18 protein-coding genes are annotated in these 17,204 nt (G+C 46.3%); all 18 read right to left on the reverse strand.

Annotated elements, in window-relative coordinates; all coding sequences use genetic code 11:
* Nucleotides 1-12 precede the first annotated feature (12 nt).
* The 18 genes from HP398_RS04770 to HP398_RS04855 all read right to left on the reverse strand — a co-directional run bounded on the left by HP398_RS04770 (nt 13) and on the right by HP398_RS04855 (nt 17,201).
* On the reverse strand, nt 13-2,037 hold the full coding sequence (locus tag HP398_RS04770; RefSeq protein WP_017249311.1) for a chemotaxis protein CheA: 2,025 nt from the start codon (nt 2,035-2,037) through the stop codon (nt 13-15).
* A gap of 21 nt (nt 2,038-2,058) precedes the next feature.
* A complete protein-coding gene (locus HP398_RS04775; RefSeq protein ID WP_173622006.1) occupies nt 2,059-3,165 on the reverse strand; it encodes a protein-glutamate methylesterase/protein-glutamine glutaminase in 1,107 nt (368 codons plus the stop codon).
* 31 nt (nt 3,166-3,196) lie between these two features.
* Entirely contained in the window at nt 3,197-4,060 is an 864-nt protein-coding gene (locus HP398_RS04780) for a MinD/ParA family protein (protein ID WP_173622007.1), read from the reverse strand.
* Between the two features lie 4 nt (nt 4,061-4,064).
* Nucleotides 4,065-5,411: a flagellar biosynthesis GTPase FlhF gene (flhF, locus tag HP398_RS04785; protein WP_017249314.1), complete on the reverse strand. Its 1,347-nt coding sequence runs from the start codon at nt 5,409-5,411 to the stop codon at nt 4,065-4,067.
* Complete coding sequence (gene flhA / locus HP398_RS04790) at nt 5,408-7,450, reverse strand: flagellar biosynthesis protein FlhA (RefSeq protein WP_017249315.1); 2,043 nt, start codon at nt 7,448-7,450, stop codon at nt 5,408-5,410. Before flhA ends, flhF begins: the two co-directional genes overlap by 4 nt.
* 18 nt (nt 7,451-7,468) lie before the next feature.
* Nucleotides 7,469-8,566 carry a flagellar biosynthesis protein FlhB gene (gene flhB / locus HP398_RS04795; protein ID WP_017249316.1) on the reverse strand — a complete coding sequence of 366 codons (1,098 nt, stop codon included), beginning with the start codon at nt 8,564-8,566 and terminating at the stop codon, nt 7,469-7,471.
* Complete coding sequence (gene fliR, locus HP398_RS04800; RefSeq protein ID WP_069849267.1) at nt 8,563-9,345, reverse strand: flagellar biosynthetic protein FliR; 783 nt, start codon at nt 9,343-9,345, stop codon at nt 8,563-8,565. The genes flhB and fliR overlap by 4 nt, the downstream gene beginning before the upstream one ends.
* A 3-nt stretch (nt 9,346-9,348) precedes the next feature.
* Nucleotides 9,349-9,618 carry a flagellar biosynthesis protein FliQ gene (gene fliQ, locus HP398_RS04805; RefSeq protein ID WP_007719290.1) on the reverse strand — a complete coding sequence of 90 codons (270 nt, stop codon included), beginning with the start codon at nt 9,616-9,618 and terminating at the stop codon, nt 9,349-9,351.
* A 30-nt stretch (nt 9,619-9,648) separates the two neighbouring features.
* On the reverse strand, nt 9,649-10,410 hold the full coding sequence (fliP, locus tag HP398_RS04810) for a flagellar type III secretion system pore protein FliP (RefSeq protein ID WP_017249318.1): 762 nt from the start codon (nt 10,408-10,410) through the stop codon (nt 9,649-9,651).
* Entirely contained in the window at nt 10,407-11,087 is a 681-nt protein-coding gene (locus HP398_RS04815; RefSeq protein ID WP_017249319.1) for a flagellar biosynthetic protein FliO, read from the reverse strand. The genes fliP and HP398_RS04815 overlap by 4 nt, the downstream gene beginning before the upstream one ends.
* Nucleotides 11,087-11,449 carry a response regulator gene (locus tag HP398_RS04820; protein ID WP_007719294.1) on the reverse strand — a complete coding sequence of 121 codons (363 nt, stop codon included), beginning with the start codon at nt 11,447-11,449 and terminating at the stop codon, nt 11,087-11,089. Before HP398_RS04820 ends, HP398_RS04815 begins: the two co-directional genes overlap by 1 nt.
* 36 nt (nt 11,450-11,485) lie before the next feature.
* Complete coding sequence (fliY, locus tag HP398_RS04825) at nt 11,486-12,847, reverse strand: flagellar motor switch phosphatase FliY (protein ID WP_173622008.1); 1,362 nt, start codon at nt 12,845-12,847, stop codon at nt 11,486-11,488.
* Nucleotides 12,840-13,835: a flagellar motor switch protein FliM gene (gene fliM / locus HP398_RS04830; protein ID WP_017249321.1), complete on the reverse strand. Its 996-nt coding sequence runs from the start codon at nt 13,833-13,835 to the stop codon at nt 12,840-12,842. Before fliM ends, fliY begins: the two co-directional genes overlap by 8 nt.
* 39 nt (nt 13,836-13,874) lie before the next feature.
* Nucleotides 13,875-14,330: a flagellar basal body-associated FliL family protein gene (locus HP398_RS04835; RefSeq protein WP_017249322.1), complete on the reverse strand. Its 456-nt coding sequence runs from the start codon at nt 14,328-14,330 to the stop codon at nt 13,875-13,877.
* A 15-nt stretch (nt 14,331-14,345) separates the two neighbouring features.
* Complete coding sequence (locus HP398_RS04840) at nt 14,346-14,567, reverse strand: flagellar FlbD family protein (RefSeq protein WP_017249323.1); 222 nt, start codon at nt 14,565-14,567, stop codon at nt 14,346-14,348.
* A 70-nt stretch (nt 14,568-14,637) separates the two neighbouring features.
* On the reverse strand, nt 14,638-15,456 hold the full coding sequence (flgG, locus tag HP398_RS04845) for a flagellar basal body rod protein FlgG (RefSeq protein WP_017249324.1): 819 nt from the start codon (nt 15,454-15,456) through the stop codon (nt 14,638-14,640).
* A 101-nt stretch (nt 15,457-15,557) separates the two neighbouring features.
* A complete protein-coding gene (locus HP398_RS04850; protein WP_069849272.1) occupies nt 15,558-15,953 on the reverse strand; it encodes a TIGR02530 family flagellar biosynthesis protein in 396 nt (131 codons plus the stop codon).
* Nucleotides 15,954-15,977: 24 nt separating this feature from the next.
* On the reverse strand, nt 15,978-17,201 hold the full coding sequence (locus HP398_RS04855; protein ID WP_173622009.1) for a flagellar hook-length control protein FliK: 1,224 nt from the start codon (nt 17,199-17,201) through the stop codon (nt 15,978-15,980).
* Nucleotides 17,202-17,204 lie beyond the last annotated feature (3 nt).

Below are 17,204 nucleotides of genomic sequence, written 5' to 3' on the forward strand. Positions count from 1 at the left end.
CTGCCCCTCCTTCTACTTAATCAGCGAGTTACAATCTATGATGAGCGCGACCTGTCCGTCTCCCAAGATCGTTGCACCTGAAATAGCAAATACATTGACCAGATATTTGCCGAGAGATTTTAGAACAATCTCTTGTTGACCGATGAACGAATCGACGACAAGGCCTGCCATTTTCTCACCTTTACGTACGATGACGACTGCCACTTCATCTTCCATCGTTTCCCCATTATCAGGCACTTGGAAAATGTCCTGCAGCGAAACGAGCGGAACTACACGTCCCCGGAAGTCGATCACTTTTTGGCGGTGAGCCATCATGATTTGATCTTTTTTAAATACAGCCGTCTCAATGATGGAGCTGAGTGGGACAGCGTACTTCTCATCTTTCACTTGTACCAGCATCGCGGAAATGATAGAGAGCGTAAGCGGCAATTGAATGAGGAAAATCGTGCCCTGACCGCGCACAGAATCTACGCTGACACTGCCACCCAACGATTCAATTTTGGACTTAACGACATCCAGTCCAACACCACGACCGGAAATATCAGATACAACCTCCGCTGTACTAAAGCCTGCTGCAAAAAGCAACTCGTGGATTTGCTTGTCGCTCATGCTATCTGCAGTAGCAGGATTGACAATCCCTCTCTCAAGCGCTTTTTTGAGAACTTTATCTTTATTGATTCCAGCACCGTCATCTTTTACTTCAATAAATACATGGTTCCCACTGTGGAAAGCGCGGAGCTCGATTTTTCCTTCCTCTGGCTTACCCGCCTTTTTCCGATCTGCTGGAGACTCAATTCCGTGGTCAAGCGAGTTACGCAGCAAGTGATTGAGTGGGTCCCCGATTTCGTCGATGACAGTACGGTCCAATTCTGTCTCCGCACCGATAATCTCCAGATTCACTTTTTTATTCAGATCTTTTTGCAGATCGCGAATCATACGTGGGAAACGATTGAATACTTGCTCCACCGGAACCATCCGCATGGTCAGAATGATGTTTTGCAAATCGCCACTAATCCGACTCATGTGCTCCACGGTTTCTTGCAGTTCATTCTTTCCGATCTCGCGTGCCAACTGCTCCAAACGACCGCGGTCAATGACTAATTCGCTAAACAGATTCATCAAGATATCCAAGCGTTCGATATCCACACGAATTGTTTTTCCACCAGCCGTTGCCTTCTTCACAGGTGCTTGAGGAGCTTCTGCTGCTCCTTTTTCAGCTGGCGCTGGCGTCTGTTGCACTACGGGAGCAGGTGGAGCTTCACTCTTCAATTGAATCGTTTCGATTGTCACATCTTGGATTTCCGAAATGTTAAGAATCGTAGTTCGTACTTTTTCAATCGATTGCTCCGTCACATAGGCGATTTCAAACGATTGTTCAAATCGTTCATTCTCGATATCTTCAACAGCTGGCTTCGTTTTGATCACTTCACCCATGGATTCCAATTGATCAAAAACCATGTAAGAGCGAGCAGCCTTGAGCAAGCAGTTTTCATTCAATGTCACTTTGATCCACAAAACGTTATTTCCGAGCTCCTGAGACTGCTTCAAGACCATCATTGCATAATCGTCCAGCTCGTGCTCTTCAGCTGGTGTACTTTCCTCTTGCGGTGCTTCCACTACCATCGTAGCAGCTGCTACTTCCTGCTCGGCTGAAAAATCTCCAGCTACAATCGCCCGCAGCTTCTTTACAATAGCGGATACATCCGCTGAACCGTCTCCACCCTCTGTGATATCGATGACCATGCCTTCAATCAAATCTACGCTCTGAAAAATAGCGTCCATGATATCACTGGTAATCGTTAACTTCTGATTGCGAATCAGGTCAAGTACATTCTCCGCTTCGTGAGTCAAACTCGCCATGTCTTCAAAGCCCATGGTCGCCGACATACCCTTCAATGTATGAGCGGAACGAAAAATCTCTTTGACGTGGCCAATATTACCCGGATCACTTTCCAAGAGTAACAAGTTGGCGTTGATTGCCTGTAGGTGTTCCTTTGACTCCTCAATAAACATGTCCAAATACTGATTCATATCCATAGGTGATCCACCTCCCAAAAATCAGTGCAAGAGCTTGCACAACAGCTCTGGAATCTTTTCTAATGGGGCCACGTTGTCTGCCAAGCCTGCTTGAATCGCTGCTCGTGGCATTCCGTATACGACACAACTCGACTCATCTTCGATAATACTTGTGACAGCGCCAAGCTCCTTCATACGCTTTAGCCCTTTAGTCCCATCATTTCCCATGCCTGTCATGATGATTGCCCATTTGTCTACGTTTGTCAATTGACTGACTGATTCAAACAGGATATCGACAGACGGTCTGTGACCGCCTCGTGGCTCCTCTTGATGTAAATAGGCCTGAAGTCTCCCATTTACTTGACGAACTTCGAAATGGAAGCCTCCTGGAGCGATGTAAGCTGTACCATTTTCCAAATACTCGCCATCGACAACCTCGGTTACTCGAATTTGGCATAACGAGTCTAGCCGATTTGCTAACGATTTCGTGAAACCTGCTGGCATATGCTGAACGATGGCAATTGGTGCCGGAAAATTCGCCGGAATTGCAGTGAGTACACTCTGCAATGCTTTAGGACCACCCGTAGATGTACCTAAAACCACCAGTCTTGCCTTTCCGCCCACTTGTGACCGTATCACGGCAGGCGGGCTCGGTATTTTCGTACGTATTGCTGGAGATGTCGGTGCAGCTTTTGATTCGGAAGATACCGGTTTGACTACGCGAGGGATCTGCTTTCTCAAACGTACTTTCGATGCTGCCGCAGCCTTCACGCGCTCGATAAGACGATCGCCCACTTTGTGGATGTCGAGAGAAATTGGACCAGACGGCTTCGTTACAAAGTCAAACGCGCCTAGCTCCAACGCATGAATCGTAGCTTCGGCCCCTTCTTTTGTCAGGCTGCTCAACATGACGATAGGAACCGGGCATTCATTCATCAGCTTTTCCAAAGCGTCCAAACCGTTCATAACCGGCATTTCAATGTCGAGAGTTAGAACATCCGGCGCCAGTTCTTTACATTTTTCAATACATTCGAGTCCATTCTTAGCTCGATCAATCACTTCAATCTCAGGATCCGTTGATAAAATGTCCGAAATTACTTTACGCATGAATGCAGAATCGTCCGTGACGAGAACGCGGATTTTGCTCATTCGAATGTCGCTCCCTTCCTACTTTTATGTCTCATCGTATGAAGTGCCTCAACTTCGCAAGAAATCCATTGAGACCACTGACAGAAGCATCTGAAGTAGCCGGACGATCCAAATACCGTTCTACCAGATTTCGTATGCTTCTCGCGGCTTGCGATTGTGGATATGTAAGTAGAAAAGGACGCTGCATTTTAACAGCTTTTGAAACATAAGGATCATCCGAAACATATCCAAGCGACTGAATATCCAGATTCAAAAAGCGTTTGGAAACCATCGCAAGCTTGTCCGCCGTCATTTTCCCTTCTCTCTCCGACGACGCTCGGTTTATCACCAATCGAATGGAGACAGCGGGGTTACGTGCGTGTAGCATCTTGATGACTGCATATGCATCCGTTATCGCTGGTGGTTCGGGGGTGGTAACGAGGATGACCTCGTCTGAGGAGAGCATGAATCGCATGGATTCTTTTGAAAAACCTGCTCCCGTATCAAAAATGATTGTGTCGGCATAGCCTTGCAGCGGGTCCAGATGAGAGAATAAGCGATCAAGCTTGTGATCATCTAATTGCATAATCTGTGTAAATCCAGAACCACCCGCGATAAATTCTAAGCCTCCTGGCCCATGCTCGATAATGTCCCAAACAGTCGTATCTGGCTCTAACAAATGAAACAGATGCTTTTTTGGTGTAATTCCCATTAATACATCCAGATTTGCCAGACCCAGATCCAAGTCAAACAAAACCGCCTTATGACCCTTCTCAATCAAACCAAGCCCAAAATTCAAGCTGAAATTGGACTTGCCGACACCACCTTTTCCACTCGTCACTGTCACCAGTCTAGTTGGTCGTGTCTTCTTGTTTTGTAGCATCCGCTCACGGAGTTGCTCTGCTTGGTCACGCATCTGTTTACTCTCCCATAATCATCGTTGAAACCAGCTCGGGTGTAGCTACAACGATATCATCTGGTACATTTTGACCTGTCGTTACATAGGAGAGCTGTAGATTCATCTCCTGACAAACATTCAACATCGTGCCAAAGCTGTTCGTTTCATCCGCTTTTGTAAAAATGACTTGCTTCACTTGAACTTCCGCAAAATTTTGGACGATCGCTTTCATATCGTTGAATTTGGAGCTCAAGCTAAGTACTAGATAGTTCACGCTGTCTTTTCCATGCTCCAACAATTCACGAATGCCTTCCACGTATTCATCGTTGCGAAAATTTCGTCCAGCCGTATCGACAAAAATGAGGTCACAATCACTTAAGCGTTCCATCGCTGCCGCCATTTCTTTCGGAGAAAAGACAACCTCCAGCGGGACATTCAAAATGTTTGCGTACGTCTTCAATTGTTCTACTGCTGCCATTCGATACGTATCAGCCGTAATAAAGCCGATTTTTCGTTTTTCCTTCAACATGCTGTTCGCCGCAAGCTTCGCAATGGTCGTTGTTTTTCCAACCCCTGTCGGACCGAAAAAGAAAGCATACCGTACGTTCTTACCCAGCTTTGGCGAAGATGCTGTATATGGCTCAATCATCGAAGTGATAATCGTTCGGCATACAGCAAATGCTTCTTCCTCCGTCCACTTTTCACCCGGTTGCGACATTTCCATTACTTTTCGAATGATTTCCGCTGTTAGCTCTTCAGTCACTTCTTGTTTCAGTAACTTTGCACGAATAGACTGTATCTCTGGAGGAAGTTGTTCACTTAAGTCATGCACCAACAGCTTTTGAAACATTTGACGCATATCTCGCATTTCAGTGGCAATCGCGTCATGATTACTTGCGGGTAAAGCTCTTTCTTGGGTTGTCATGGCAGGAGCATGCTGCTCAGTTGACTCTCCTTGCTTTTGCACAGTTCTCGTATCTGGGATCTCTTCTTTTGGAGGCGTCGCAACCGCGGTTTGTGTCAACGCGGCTACGACCTGCTCCCTACCTGTTGATTCAACTTGTTGATTCTCCGATGTTTTTGTCACAGTCGGTCTTCGATACGCTTGAGCAGCGGTGTACGTACCCGTCTGCGATTTGGGCAAAACGTTGTTGGTTCGATGTTCAGCTGCTACTGTTGGATTTTCTCGCTCGGATGCCTTTTCATCGACAGCAGCGATTACTTCGATTCGTTGTTTGCCAAACATCCCGAACAATCCACCTGTTTTTATCGGCTTGGAATTAAGAATCACAGCATCCATTCCTAAGTCCGTCCTGATTTTTCCCATTGCTTCTGGCATCGAATCGACAATGTAACGTTTTACCCTCACGAAATGTTCACCATCCCTACGCTTTGCACTTCAACATGTGGTTCGAGCTCGCTGTACGACAAAACGGGAACGTCTGGCATCATGCGATCTACTAATTGACGCAAGTACATTCGGACCGCTGGTGATGAAAGAATGATCGGCTGTTGACCCGAGTTGATCATTTTGCTCACTTCAGTCGACATGTTTTGGAATATTCGCTGAGACGTTTCCGGATCCATCGCCAGATAGCTTCCTTGCTCAGACTGTTCCACACGTTCAGAGATTGCTTTTTCCAATCCTGCTCCAGCTGTAAGCACGCGAAGTGGTTGTCCTGGCTCCGTAAATTGGAGTGTGATCTGTCGCGCCATCGCCTGTCTCACATATTCTGTCAGTACATCTGGATCTTTTGTATACAAGGCTTGATCCGCAAGTGCTTCAAGGATGACGTTGAGATTTCGAACAGACACTTTTTCACGCAACAGCTTTTGCAATACTTTTTGTACGTCCCCAATGGCGAGCATACTTGGAATCAGCTCGTCTACGAGAACTGGTGCTGTCTCCCGTACATTGTCGATCAAGGCCCTTGTTTCCTGGCGACCTAACAATTCGTGGGCATGTCGCTTGATGACCTCTGTCAAGTGTGTAGCCACAACAGATGGCGGATCGACAACTGTATAGCCGGAAAGCTCAGCAATCTCCTTATTCTCTTCTGTTACCCATAATGCAGGCAATCCAAACGCAGGTTCTACGGTTTCTATACCAACAATAGAATCATCTTCGATCCCCGGGCTCATCGCCAGATAGTGATCCAGCATGATTTCCCCTTTTGCGACCTGGTTGCCTTTTATTTTAATCATATATTCATTCGGTCGAAGCTGGATGTTGTCACGTATACGAATGACCGGTACAACGATCCCCATCTCGAGTGCGATTTGTCTTCGAATCATAATGACCCGATCTAACAAATCTCCTCCCTGCTTCACATCGGCAAGCGGGATTAAGCCATAACCGAACTCGAATTCGATCGGATCGACCTGTAACAGGTTCACGACGCTTTCTGGACTGCGTACTTCTTCCAATTGCTGCTCTTCCACCTGGTCGGCGGATTCTTGGATTTGCATCTTTTGGTTCTTCTCCATTTTCCAAGCAGCAAATCCCATTATCCCGCATACCGGAAGTACAGGCAGAATTCCAATCGGTGTAAAGAGTCCCAGCAATAACATGCATCCGGCTACGATATAGAGAAGACGCGGAAAGCTGAACATTTGCTTGACGATGTCTTCACCAAGACCTTCACCAGAAGTAGAACGCGTTACAATAATACCCGCTGCGGTCGAGATTAAGAGCGCTGGAATCTGGCTCACCAGTGCGTCACCGACAGACATGGTAGTGAATCGAGAGGCAGATTCTGCAAAGCTCATATCGTGAATGAGCATCCCGATGATAAAACCACCAATAATATTTACGATAAAAATGATAATACCCGCGATGGCGTCCCCTTTTACGAATTTGCTGGCACCATCCATTGCTCCATAAAAGTCAGCTTCGTTCTCAATCTTTTTTCTTCGGACACGTGCATCTGCTTCTGTGATCATCCCTGCATTCAGATCGGCGTCGATACTCATCTGTTTACCAGGCATCGCGTCGAGCGTAAAACGTGCTGCTACCTCAGCTACACGCTCAGAACCTTTCGTGATTACGATAAACTGAATGATGATCAAGATCAGAAACACGACGAAACCGACGACTTGATTACCACCGACTACAAAGCTACCGAACGTTTCAATAACTTTACCGCCTTCACCATGCGATAAAATATTTCTCGTCGTCGACACGTTCAAGGCTAGTCGAAAAAGTGTTGTAATAAGCAAAACCGTCGGAAAGATCGAGAATTCCAAAGTTTCTTTTGTATACATCGACACAAGCAAGATGGTCAATGCAAGGGAGATATTCAAAATCAACAGCAAATCAAGTAGCGCTGAAGGAAGTGGGATTACCATCATGACAACAATGCTTATGACAAAAAGGATCGTACCAACTTCTTTAAATTTGAATCCCACTGGTTATCCTCCTTCCATTTATTTCACTTTCCCTTGCAGCTTGTAGACGTACGCGAGAACTTCCGCGACCGCTTTAAACATCTCTTCGGGAATTTGTTGCCCAACTTCAACTTGACTATAGAGAGCCCGGGCCAAGGGCTTGTTTTCCATGGTAACGATACGATGCTTTTTCGCTACTTCCCTTATTTTTAATGCTAGATAGTCTTGCCCTTTGGCGATTACCGTCGGTGCACTCATCGCACTTGCGTCATAGCGAACGGCAACAGCAAAGTGAGTCGGGTTCGTAATAATGACATCCGCTTTGGGAAGCTCCTGCATCATACGGCGAATGGCCATACTTCTTTGCCGTTCACGAATCTTCCCTTTGATAAGCGGATCACCTTCCGCTTGCTTATGCTCGTCCTTGAGATCCTGCTTGGACATCCGCAGATTCTTTTCATGCTCATAACGCTGATAGGCGTAGTCCAGAATCGCGAGAATGAAAAGCAATAACCCGAGATAGATTCCCAGCTTTGTCACCTCTTCGGCAGTAAACGATAGGACTGCTCCGAGAGACAATAAGGAAAGCTGTACAACTTGTTCCTTTGCATTCCATAGAATGACGTACGCGACATATATGCCTGCGCTTATTTTCAATAAAGATTTCAGTAGCTCTACGAGCGAGCGTAAGGAAAAAATTCGTTTTGCCCCTTTAATCGGATCGATCTTTTCCAGTTTCATTTGGAGGGGTTCCGTACTAATTAGCCAGCCTACCTGCATGTAGTTCACCGCAAATGCGACAAGAAAACTCAAGCCCAGAATAGGTCCTACAATTTTTATCGCTTCAAATACGAGCTGCATCACGATGACTTTTAAATTTTCTTCATTTACTTGCCACGTGGTGTATGTAATCAATGACTCCCGCATCAAATCTTGAAATGTGCCTAGCATGGTAGAGCCAAGCATCATTAACAGAAAGAAAAATGCTGTCAAAGATAGGGCTGGGGAAAGATCCTGACTTTTCGCGACTTGCCCTTTTTTTCGTGCGTCTTGCTTTTTCTTGGGCGTAGCTTTTTCTGTCTTTTCCCCATTAAAAAATTGAAGATCTACTTGATAAGAAAGCCTCAATTGATTCATGGTGATCCTCCGAGCGATTTCATCATTTCTGCAAGTGCCCGGAACATGTTCCCAAACAATCCGTTCAGGGTCAGCAAGAACGCAGGCATCACCACGATAAGCAGTAAAAAACCCGCAAGCAGTTTAATGGGCAAGCCCACCACAAAGATATTAAACTGCGGGACAGATTTGGCGATAATACCAAGAGAGAGATCAACCAGAAACAATGCAACGACGATAGGCGCCGCAATCATAAATGCACTCACAAACATCGTTTGAAATGTTTTTACTGCTGTCATCATGACGTTTTCGCTTCCGAAAGCCGCCCACATGATGTCCACCGGTATAACCTGGTAACTGCTTATCACACCTTGTATCAGCATGTGATGCCCGTCAATACTGAAAAAGTACAGGACAGCCAGAATGTTTTTGAAGTTACCTGTCACCGGGATATATGTACCCGTTTTGGGGTCAATCACGTTTGCCATTGCAAGACCCATCTGCATGTCCATCAGTCCGCCGGCAACCTGAATAGCGATAAACATCATTTCACATATGTAACCAAGAATGACACCAACAAGCGCTTCCTTCATGACATACAGAATAAATGTCAAATCCATCGGAATCTCGCCTTGCACCGGCAAGGATTGAAAACTGATGACGGCCATGACAAATGCAAGACCGATTTTAAACTGATTCGGTACACCACGAATGGAAAAGAACGGAGCCGTTACAAAAAAGGCACTCATTCGGACAAAAACAAGCAAGAATACGGGCAGATACATCAGAAAAAGATTCATATGCTACCCAACAAAACGATGAAGGTTACCGAAGATCCCCATCGTAAAATCAAGCAGTACCCGAAGCATCCATGGACCAGCAGCCAAGATCACGACAAATACGGCCACGATCTTTGGAATGAAAGCGAGTGTCTGCTCCTGAATTTGTGTCGTTGCCTGAAAGACACTGACCATCAAACCGACCAGTAAGGCGACCCCAAGTGCGGGTGCCGAAATGAGCAGGATGGTATAAACAGAGCTTTGGGCGATTTGCATAAGTAATTCTTGTGTCATGCTCTACCTCCTGAGGCATTCGGAATGTCGCTAAAAACTGGTCAAAAGTGATCTCACAATGAGATACCAGCCGTCCACCATGATGAACAATAAAATCTTAAACGGCAATGAGATCATAACCGGCGGTAACATCATCATCCCCATCCCCATCAAAATACTGGAGACGATCATATCAATTACGAGAAAAGGAATGAATATCATAAAACCGATCTGAAAAGCCGTCTTCAATTCACTAATGGCAAAAGCAGGTACCAGTGCATTCAAAGGAATATCTTGGATCGATTTTGGTCGTTCGGCTTTTGTGTATTCCAGAAAAAGTGCTAAATCTTTTTCACGCGTCTGCTTTGCCATAAATTCCTTAAAGGGTATGACTGCTGCGTTAAGTGCCTGCTGTTGCGTTAGCTTGCCTTGCATAAATGGCTGCACGGCTGTTTCGTTTACTTGTCCGAGTGTCGGAGCCATAATGAAAAATGTCATAAACAACGCAAGGGCAATCAATACCTGATTCGGTGGCATTTGTTGAGTTGCCAATGCATTTCGTACAAAAGACAAGACAATCATAATTCGCGCAAAACTGGTCATTAAAAGCAAAATCGCTGGAGCTACAGATAGTACTGTCAAAATCAGTAACAGCTGAATGGCCGTCGATGTCTCCTGCGGTGTTCCAGTTCCGCCGCCTATCTTCAAATCAATGCTCGGAACAAGCGGTGTCCCCGCTGGCGCCGCCATGACCATATCAGGTACGGATAGCAACACTGCGACAAGCATCAGCACCTGCAAAAAATATTTCATTTTTGGTCCCCTCTGTCCTGAGCTTGCTCTTTCTTCCAATGTTCTGTTTGGTTTGGACGATTTTTCAAGTCGTTCCATTGACCCTGCAACAGATCTTGAAAGCTTTTACCGTCCATATCAGAAGAAAACAAGATTTCTTCTTCTGCCTGCTTTTTCTTACCGAACGGGAGCCACTCTAGCGAGAATGGGCTTTTCATTGGTTTGATCTCTGCGTCAGCCAAGATCAGATCTACCTCTTCACCCGGTTCGATCCTACGAAGCAATTGAACGTTTTCTCCCACGCCCACGATGTACAATGACTCGCCGATCATAACAACCTGAAGTGTTTTGCCGTTGCCTAACGCAGTAGCGCTAATCACTTTAATTGGTCCATGACTTTGAGCCCCTTGACGTCGACCAAGAAAACGGAGCAATAAAAAGATCAATACTGCAATAAAGCCAAGCGAAAAGATGACTTGAACTAGATACCCGATCATACTTCCTGTTCCGCTGCCCGGAATGGCCGCCGGCTGTTCACTGCCGGCGGGCGCATTGCTAGTTGGCACTTTTCCCTGGTTGTACGCATCCGCTACTGAACCTTCCGCAAAAGCGGTACTCGGCAGGGAGGAGACGAAAAGCAACAGGATCAGACTGAAGGCTAAAATGAGTCTTGCCCCTGCATTCCGGATCATCATCATTAGCTCATTGTCTTTTTGATCGCTTCCAGAACGCGATCCGCCTGGAATGGTTTTACGATGAAGTCTTTTGCGCCCGCCTGGATCGCATCGATTACCATCGCTTGTTGACCCATCGCGGAGCACATGATCACACGCGCGTTAGGATCCAATTTTTTAATTTCTTTCAATGCAGAAATTCCATCCATCTCTGGCATGGTAATATCCATGGTTACGAGATCAGGTCCCAATTCTTTATACTTTTCAACTGCTTGTGCACCGTCACTTGCTTCCCCTACGACGCTGTACCCGTTTTTCGAAAGAATTTCCTTGATCATCATACGCATGAATGCTGCATCGTCTACGATTAAAACTTTGTTAGACATGAATAGCTCCTCCCTAATGCTTCCCTCTTGATTGGATTATTGTAATTTTTGAACACGATCTATCTGACTGATGATGTCTGTAACACGAACCCCAAAGTTCTCATCAATGACGACAACCTCGCCCTTGGCAATTAATTTGTTGTTCACCAAAATATCTACATGCTCACCTGCCAGCTTGTCCAACTGTATAATCGATCCAGCGGACAAGTCAAGGATTTCTCTAATAAGCTTTTTCGTACGACCTAACTCAACTGTTACTTGCAATGGAATATCGTGAAGCAGGTTTAAGTTCTGTATGTCTCCTGTATACATAGGAGCACCTCCAAGCGGAGCAAATTGTGCTGGTACTACATTCGCCTGACTAGCTGCAAGACCTCCGAAATGCTGTGGTGTTGGCGGAGCCATTGGAGGCTGCTGATACATACCTGGGTACGGAGCGTAGCCTGGTGGCATCATTGGTTGTCCATACGCGTCAGGATACATCGGCGGCTGTCCTGGGTAGCCCATTGGCTGTGCGTAACCCGGTGGTTGCTGATACACCGGCTGTTGCTGTTGTGGCGGCGCTACAGGCGGTACGTGGCTCTGTGGTTGCTCCGGCGCACTTGATTGGATAGAAGGAGCCGACAGACTCATAGCAGGCAGAGAAGGCATCTCTATCTCATCTATGAGGGCGGCCACTGCTGCTTCATCCTCTGAACCTCCAACCAATCTATCAATCATCTTTTTCGCAAAGGAAAGCGGGAGAAGCTGCATAATATTGGAATCGATAAGTTCGCCTTGCTCTCCTACCTTTAAGCGGAAAGATACTTTCACCAGAGGACTGTCATCATCAGAGAAGCTGTCTCCACCCTTTCCTTGCGCCAGATCCATTACATCGATGCCAGGTGGCGTAATATTAATGAACTGGTTGAAAATCGTCGACATGGACGTAGCAGCGGAACCCATCATCTGATTCATTGCTTCCTGAACCGCGCTGATATGAAGCTCAGACATTTCAGTGCTCGCTGGTCTGCCGTCTCCGCCCATCATCAGATCCGCGATAACTGCAGCATCTTCCATGCGAATGACTAGCAGGTTAATTCCTTTGAAACCGTCTGTATATTCCACGTGGACGGCCACGTGAGGAATCGGAAATTCGCTTTCCAATTCATCGACATTGACTACGGAAACAGTAGGGGTAGTAATATCTACTTTTTGACTTAACAAAGTAGATAACGCGGTAGCTGCGCTCCCAAAGGAGATATTACCAATTTCTCCGAGTGCATCTTGTTCAAACGGGGACAGAAAATCGGCAACATCCTGGGTCACTGCCGACACAGCTTCCTCTTCGTCCTCAACCAAGTTGTTCGCACGTAACAGCGCGTCAATCTCGTCTTGAGAAAGCATATCTCTACTCATTTTGTTCCTCCCCCTCCTCTATGACTTCATCAATCTGTACGGCGACCCTTCCTTTAAGTGTTCCTGGCTGACCCAAGAACTTTAAGTGGTCGCCCACTTTAATTTTCAACTTGTTGTCGATTGATTGATCTAATTGAATGACATCACCTTTTTGCAGCTGCAGGAAATCTCCTACTGTAATCGTAGCTGTCCCCATTTCAGCAACAATCGGCAATTTTGCAACTTTTACTCGCTCTTCTACACGCAGACGCTCTTCTTCATCCCGCGTTTTCTTTTGTTTGGAGAACCAGTATTGTCCAGACAGCTTTGTCATGATTGGCTCCAGTACCACGTGAGGCAAACAGAGATTGATCATTCCTGTTGTATCGCCAATTTTGGTACTAAAGGAGATTACCACGACAATCTCGTTAGGTGAGACGATCTGCATGAACTGTGGATTCATCTCCAAACCTTCCTGGTACGGATCTAGCTCAATGATTTGCTTCCATGCCTCGTGGAAAGTATCCAGCGCTTTGCCGAATACGCGTTCCATCACCGTTGTTTCAATTTCCGTAAGGGCGCCCATCTTTTCTGGAATCGCCCCCTGTCCTCCCAGAAGTCGATCCAGCATAGTATAGGCGATGTTTGGATTTACTTCCAAAACCATTCGTCCTTCCAGCGGAGGAGCTTCAAAGATGTTCAAGATGGTCATCTTGGGAATAGAACGTATAAATTCGTCATACGGCAATTGATCGACGGAGGCAACCGTAATTTGCACGAAGGTACGGAGCTGAGCTGAAAAATACGTAGTCAACAGCCTCGCGTAGTTTTCATGGATTCGCGTTAAACCACGGATCTGATCTTTTGAGAATCGCAGGGCGCGTTTGAAATCATATACTTTGACTTTACGCTCAGTTTCTTCCTTTTTCAGCTCGTTGGCATCCATTTCGCCCGAAGATAGGGCGGCCAACAGCGCATCAATCTCACTCTGTGAGAGAACCTCGGCCATATGTCGTCACCTCCTTGCTATGTATACCATAATCGCTTCCTATGACAAGACGCGTTTGGTTGTCACTACTTGAACAATCTTACCTTCTTGCATCAGGGAGCTGATTTCATTCATAATTTTTGCTTCCAGCTTGTTCACACCTTCAGTACCTTTTATGTCTTCTGGTGTCAACCCCGCCAATGTTTTAATAATCACTTGATTGACTTGTGGCAAACGCTGCTCCAGCTCTGTTTTAGCATCAGCACTGTCGGCCGTAATGCTAAAGCGTACAATCATGTAATTATTCGTTAGCAAGTTCGTAGTAATTTCGCCAGTGTCAACGGAGAACTCTTTCATTTCCTCTGCCGTGAGCGTCTTCACTTCTTGCTCTCCCGTCGTGGCTGTTTGCGCATCCGGAGAGAGATACGTTTGCCAGAGAACAAACGAGATCACTCCCAGTAGCGATATCGCGATGATAATGATTAGAGCCATGTTAAACAATCGATTTTGAAACATCGCTAATGCCTCCCGCTATTCATTTGAATCACCCGGCATTTTCGGTACAGATGTTGCCGGAGGAACATTATGATAAAAAGCCTGAACACGTTCAGCGATGGATTCCACCGAATCCTTCACGATGTACTTTCTGTCGTTGAATAGCGTGATTACGCTATCCGGAGTTGCTTCAACAGTTTCAATGTGAGTGATGTTCAGATAAAAAGTAGAGCCGTTAAAACGAGTTAACTTAATCATTGGCTGCTCCTTTCCGGATCAGGCTGGGGAAGGCTTAGAACACTTCCCCGGCCAATTCCGTTAAACGAAATTATCGTTTCAGGTTCACCAGTTCTTCTAATACTGTGTCAGATGTCGTGATGATCCGAGAGTTTGCTTGGAAACCGCGTTGTGCCACGATCATTTCTGTAAATTCTTCAGAAAGGTCAACGTTGGACATTTCCAGTTGTCCTGCGATGATGCTGATTCGTGCATCTGCTGGAGTAGCTGGAGTCATTGGATCATCATCACGTGCACCGGCGTTCACTGTGTTTTCGTAGAGGTTGTTACCGATCTTCTTCAAACCACTTGGGTTGTTGAAGGTCATTACGCCAATAGTATTGTCCGAAGCAAGTGCTCCAGTATCATCCACAGTCGTAACTACGCCATCCTTACCAATGGAGTAAGAAACAATTCCATCTGCTTGGTTGATTTGGATTGGAGCCGGATCAGTGTTCATCAACTTCATCCCTTGGGAGTTCACCAAGAAACCTTGGGCATCACGAGTGAAGTTCCCTGCACGCGTGTAATAGATGGTTGCCCCTTCATCAGGACTGACCATGAAAAACGCGTCTCCTTCGATGGAAAGGTCTGTCGGCAGGTTTGTTGTCATTGGGCTACCAGCAGAGAAAACAGTATCAATAGAAGCAATGGAAGCACCCAGGCCGATTTGCGTCGGGTTTGTACCGCCTTTACCACCATCTGTAGGAGCACCAGCCCCTTGAACGTTTTGGCTCAAAATATCTTGAAACATTACACGACCCTTTTTAAAGCCAACTGTGTTTACGTTCGCGATATTGTTACCAATAACGTCCAATTTTGTTTGAAAACCACGCATGCCTGAAATACCTGAGTACATTGAGCGAAGCATAGTTATTTCCTCCTTTACCTTCTCATTTACAGCGGCTACCTCTGTCAGTCGGTAGCCGAATGGGCTTCCTCAAAAGGAGGTCCAGCCCAGTAAACAGCCACCTACACGAAAATGGCACTGTCGATGTTTGTAAATACATTGTCCTTCATGCTGCCATCGTCTACGGCGGTAATAATTTTCCGATTTACGATGCTCACGACGTAGGCCACATTATCCATCATAACGAGAGACTCTCTGGCGCCTTTGGCGGCTGCTTTTTGCACAGCGGACTCCAAACGCTCCAGCTGCGGTCTTTCTAGCGTAATGCCCCGCTCCTGCAAGCGATTGACGGCATGCTGGCTAAAACTAAGTGGCTCCGACTTGGTTGCAGCGCCAATCGATTCCGTCAAATACTGCTGAAATAACGTGTTGTTTCCCGGAGCAGTTTGGGTAGTAGCTTTTGCGACGTGATTCGTTTTCGGAGGAAAATAGGGTTGCCCCACACGAAAATGGTTCATGGCGCTTCCTCCTTATATCCAATCCTAGACGATGTCGTCAATGCCGCGAGCCGTTTCCCGCAATCGATCCCATAGCACATCTGTTGATTCATTGCTGTCTACCAGGGCATCGAGAGCAAATTCTTGCTCGTCTTGATCTTGCTGTTGTCGATTCTCTTGCTGTTGTCGTGCTTGTTCACGCTGCTGTTGGAAGTTAAAAGCTGTATCCTGCTGCTGGTTTACCTCCAAGCGATCAACTTGCAAACCTTGTTGTGTCAACGCAGCTCGAAGCTGCGGAAGCTGATTGTCCAGCATATCCTTTCCAGCCTGTGTTTCGGCATGGAACTGTGCTGTAATCACTCCATTTTGGGAAGTAATGGTTACATCTACTTGGCCCAAAGATTGTGGATTCAGAATCAGCCTCGCCTCATGTACGCCATTATGTTGCGTCAACTGCATCTTGGACACGAAAAGTTGTGTGACTTGCTGTGTCAGCTGATTGGCGTTCACATGATGTGTTGGAACCGACTGTTGCTGAAAGGTCTGTACCGATTGTGTCTGCGTATTTGATGAAGCAATAATCGGTGTCTGACCATTTCCATTCAACATGCCCTCTTGCGCATCGCCCTCTTGATTCAAAAGGCCGCCTTGCAGGGTAGGCTGTACAGTTTGAGACTGAATCCCTGCCTCTAGCTTGTAAGCCGAGAGACCTTGATTCAACCGTAGTGGTGAAATCGTCTTAAACGTGTCTTGCTGGGTTGTGTTCATGTTTGCCATCACATCGGATCGCAAGTTCAGTCCACTTTTTTTCGACTCTTCCGTATTTCCTTTTTGATTCTTCAGGGATTCGAGAAGAGCTGCCAGCTTGTCCAGTTCGTTTGGAGTTGCTTCCCCTTTTTTCAGGTTAGCTAGAATCTGCTTCAAATCCTCACTCACTTGACCAGCATTTCCTTGCGCTTTACCCAAAAGTTGTTCAATTGCAGTTGCAAATTTTTCTTGGGCATCAGGCGGTAATTCGTCTTGCGTAGTTTGACCAGAGCCAAGCAGTTGGGCAAATAATGCCATGAGCTCAGCTAATGCTAGCATCTCCTCTTCACTTAAACCCTCTGGCGCAACCATTGTCTCTTCTGCGTTTCCCACTTGATCCAACATCTGCATCAATTGCATGGAAAACATTTGACCTAAACCAGTTCCTCCCGCATTTGCCACAGGTGCCGCTGTAACAGATCCAGCTGATCCTACGGCAGGAGTCAAATTGGCCACATTCATCTC

Source organism: Brevibacillus sp. HB1.4B (assembly GCF_013284285.1).
In the GTDB taxonomy this organism is placed as follows: Bacteria; Bacillota; Bacilli; order Brevibacillales; family Brevibacillaceae; genus Brevibacillus; species Brevibacillus porteri.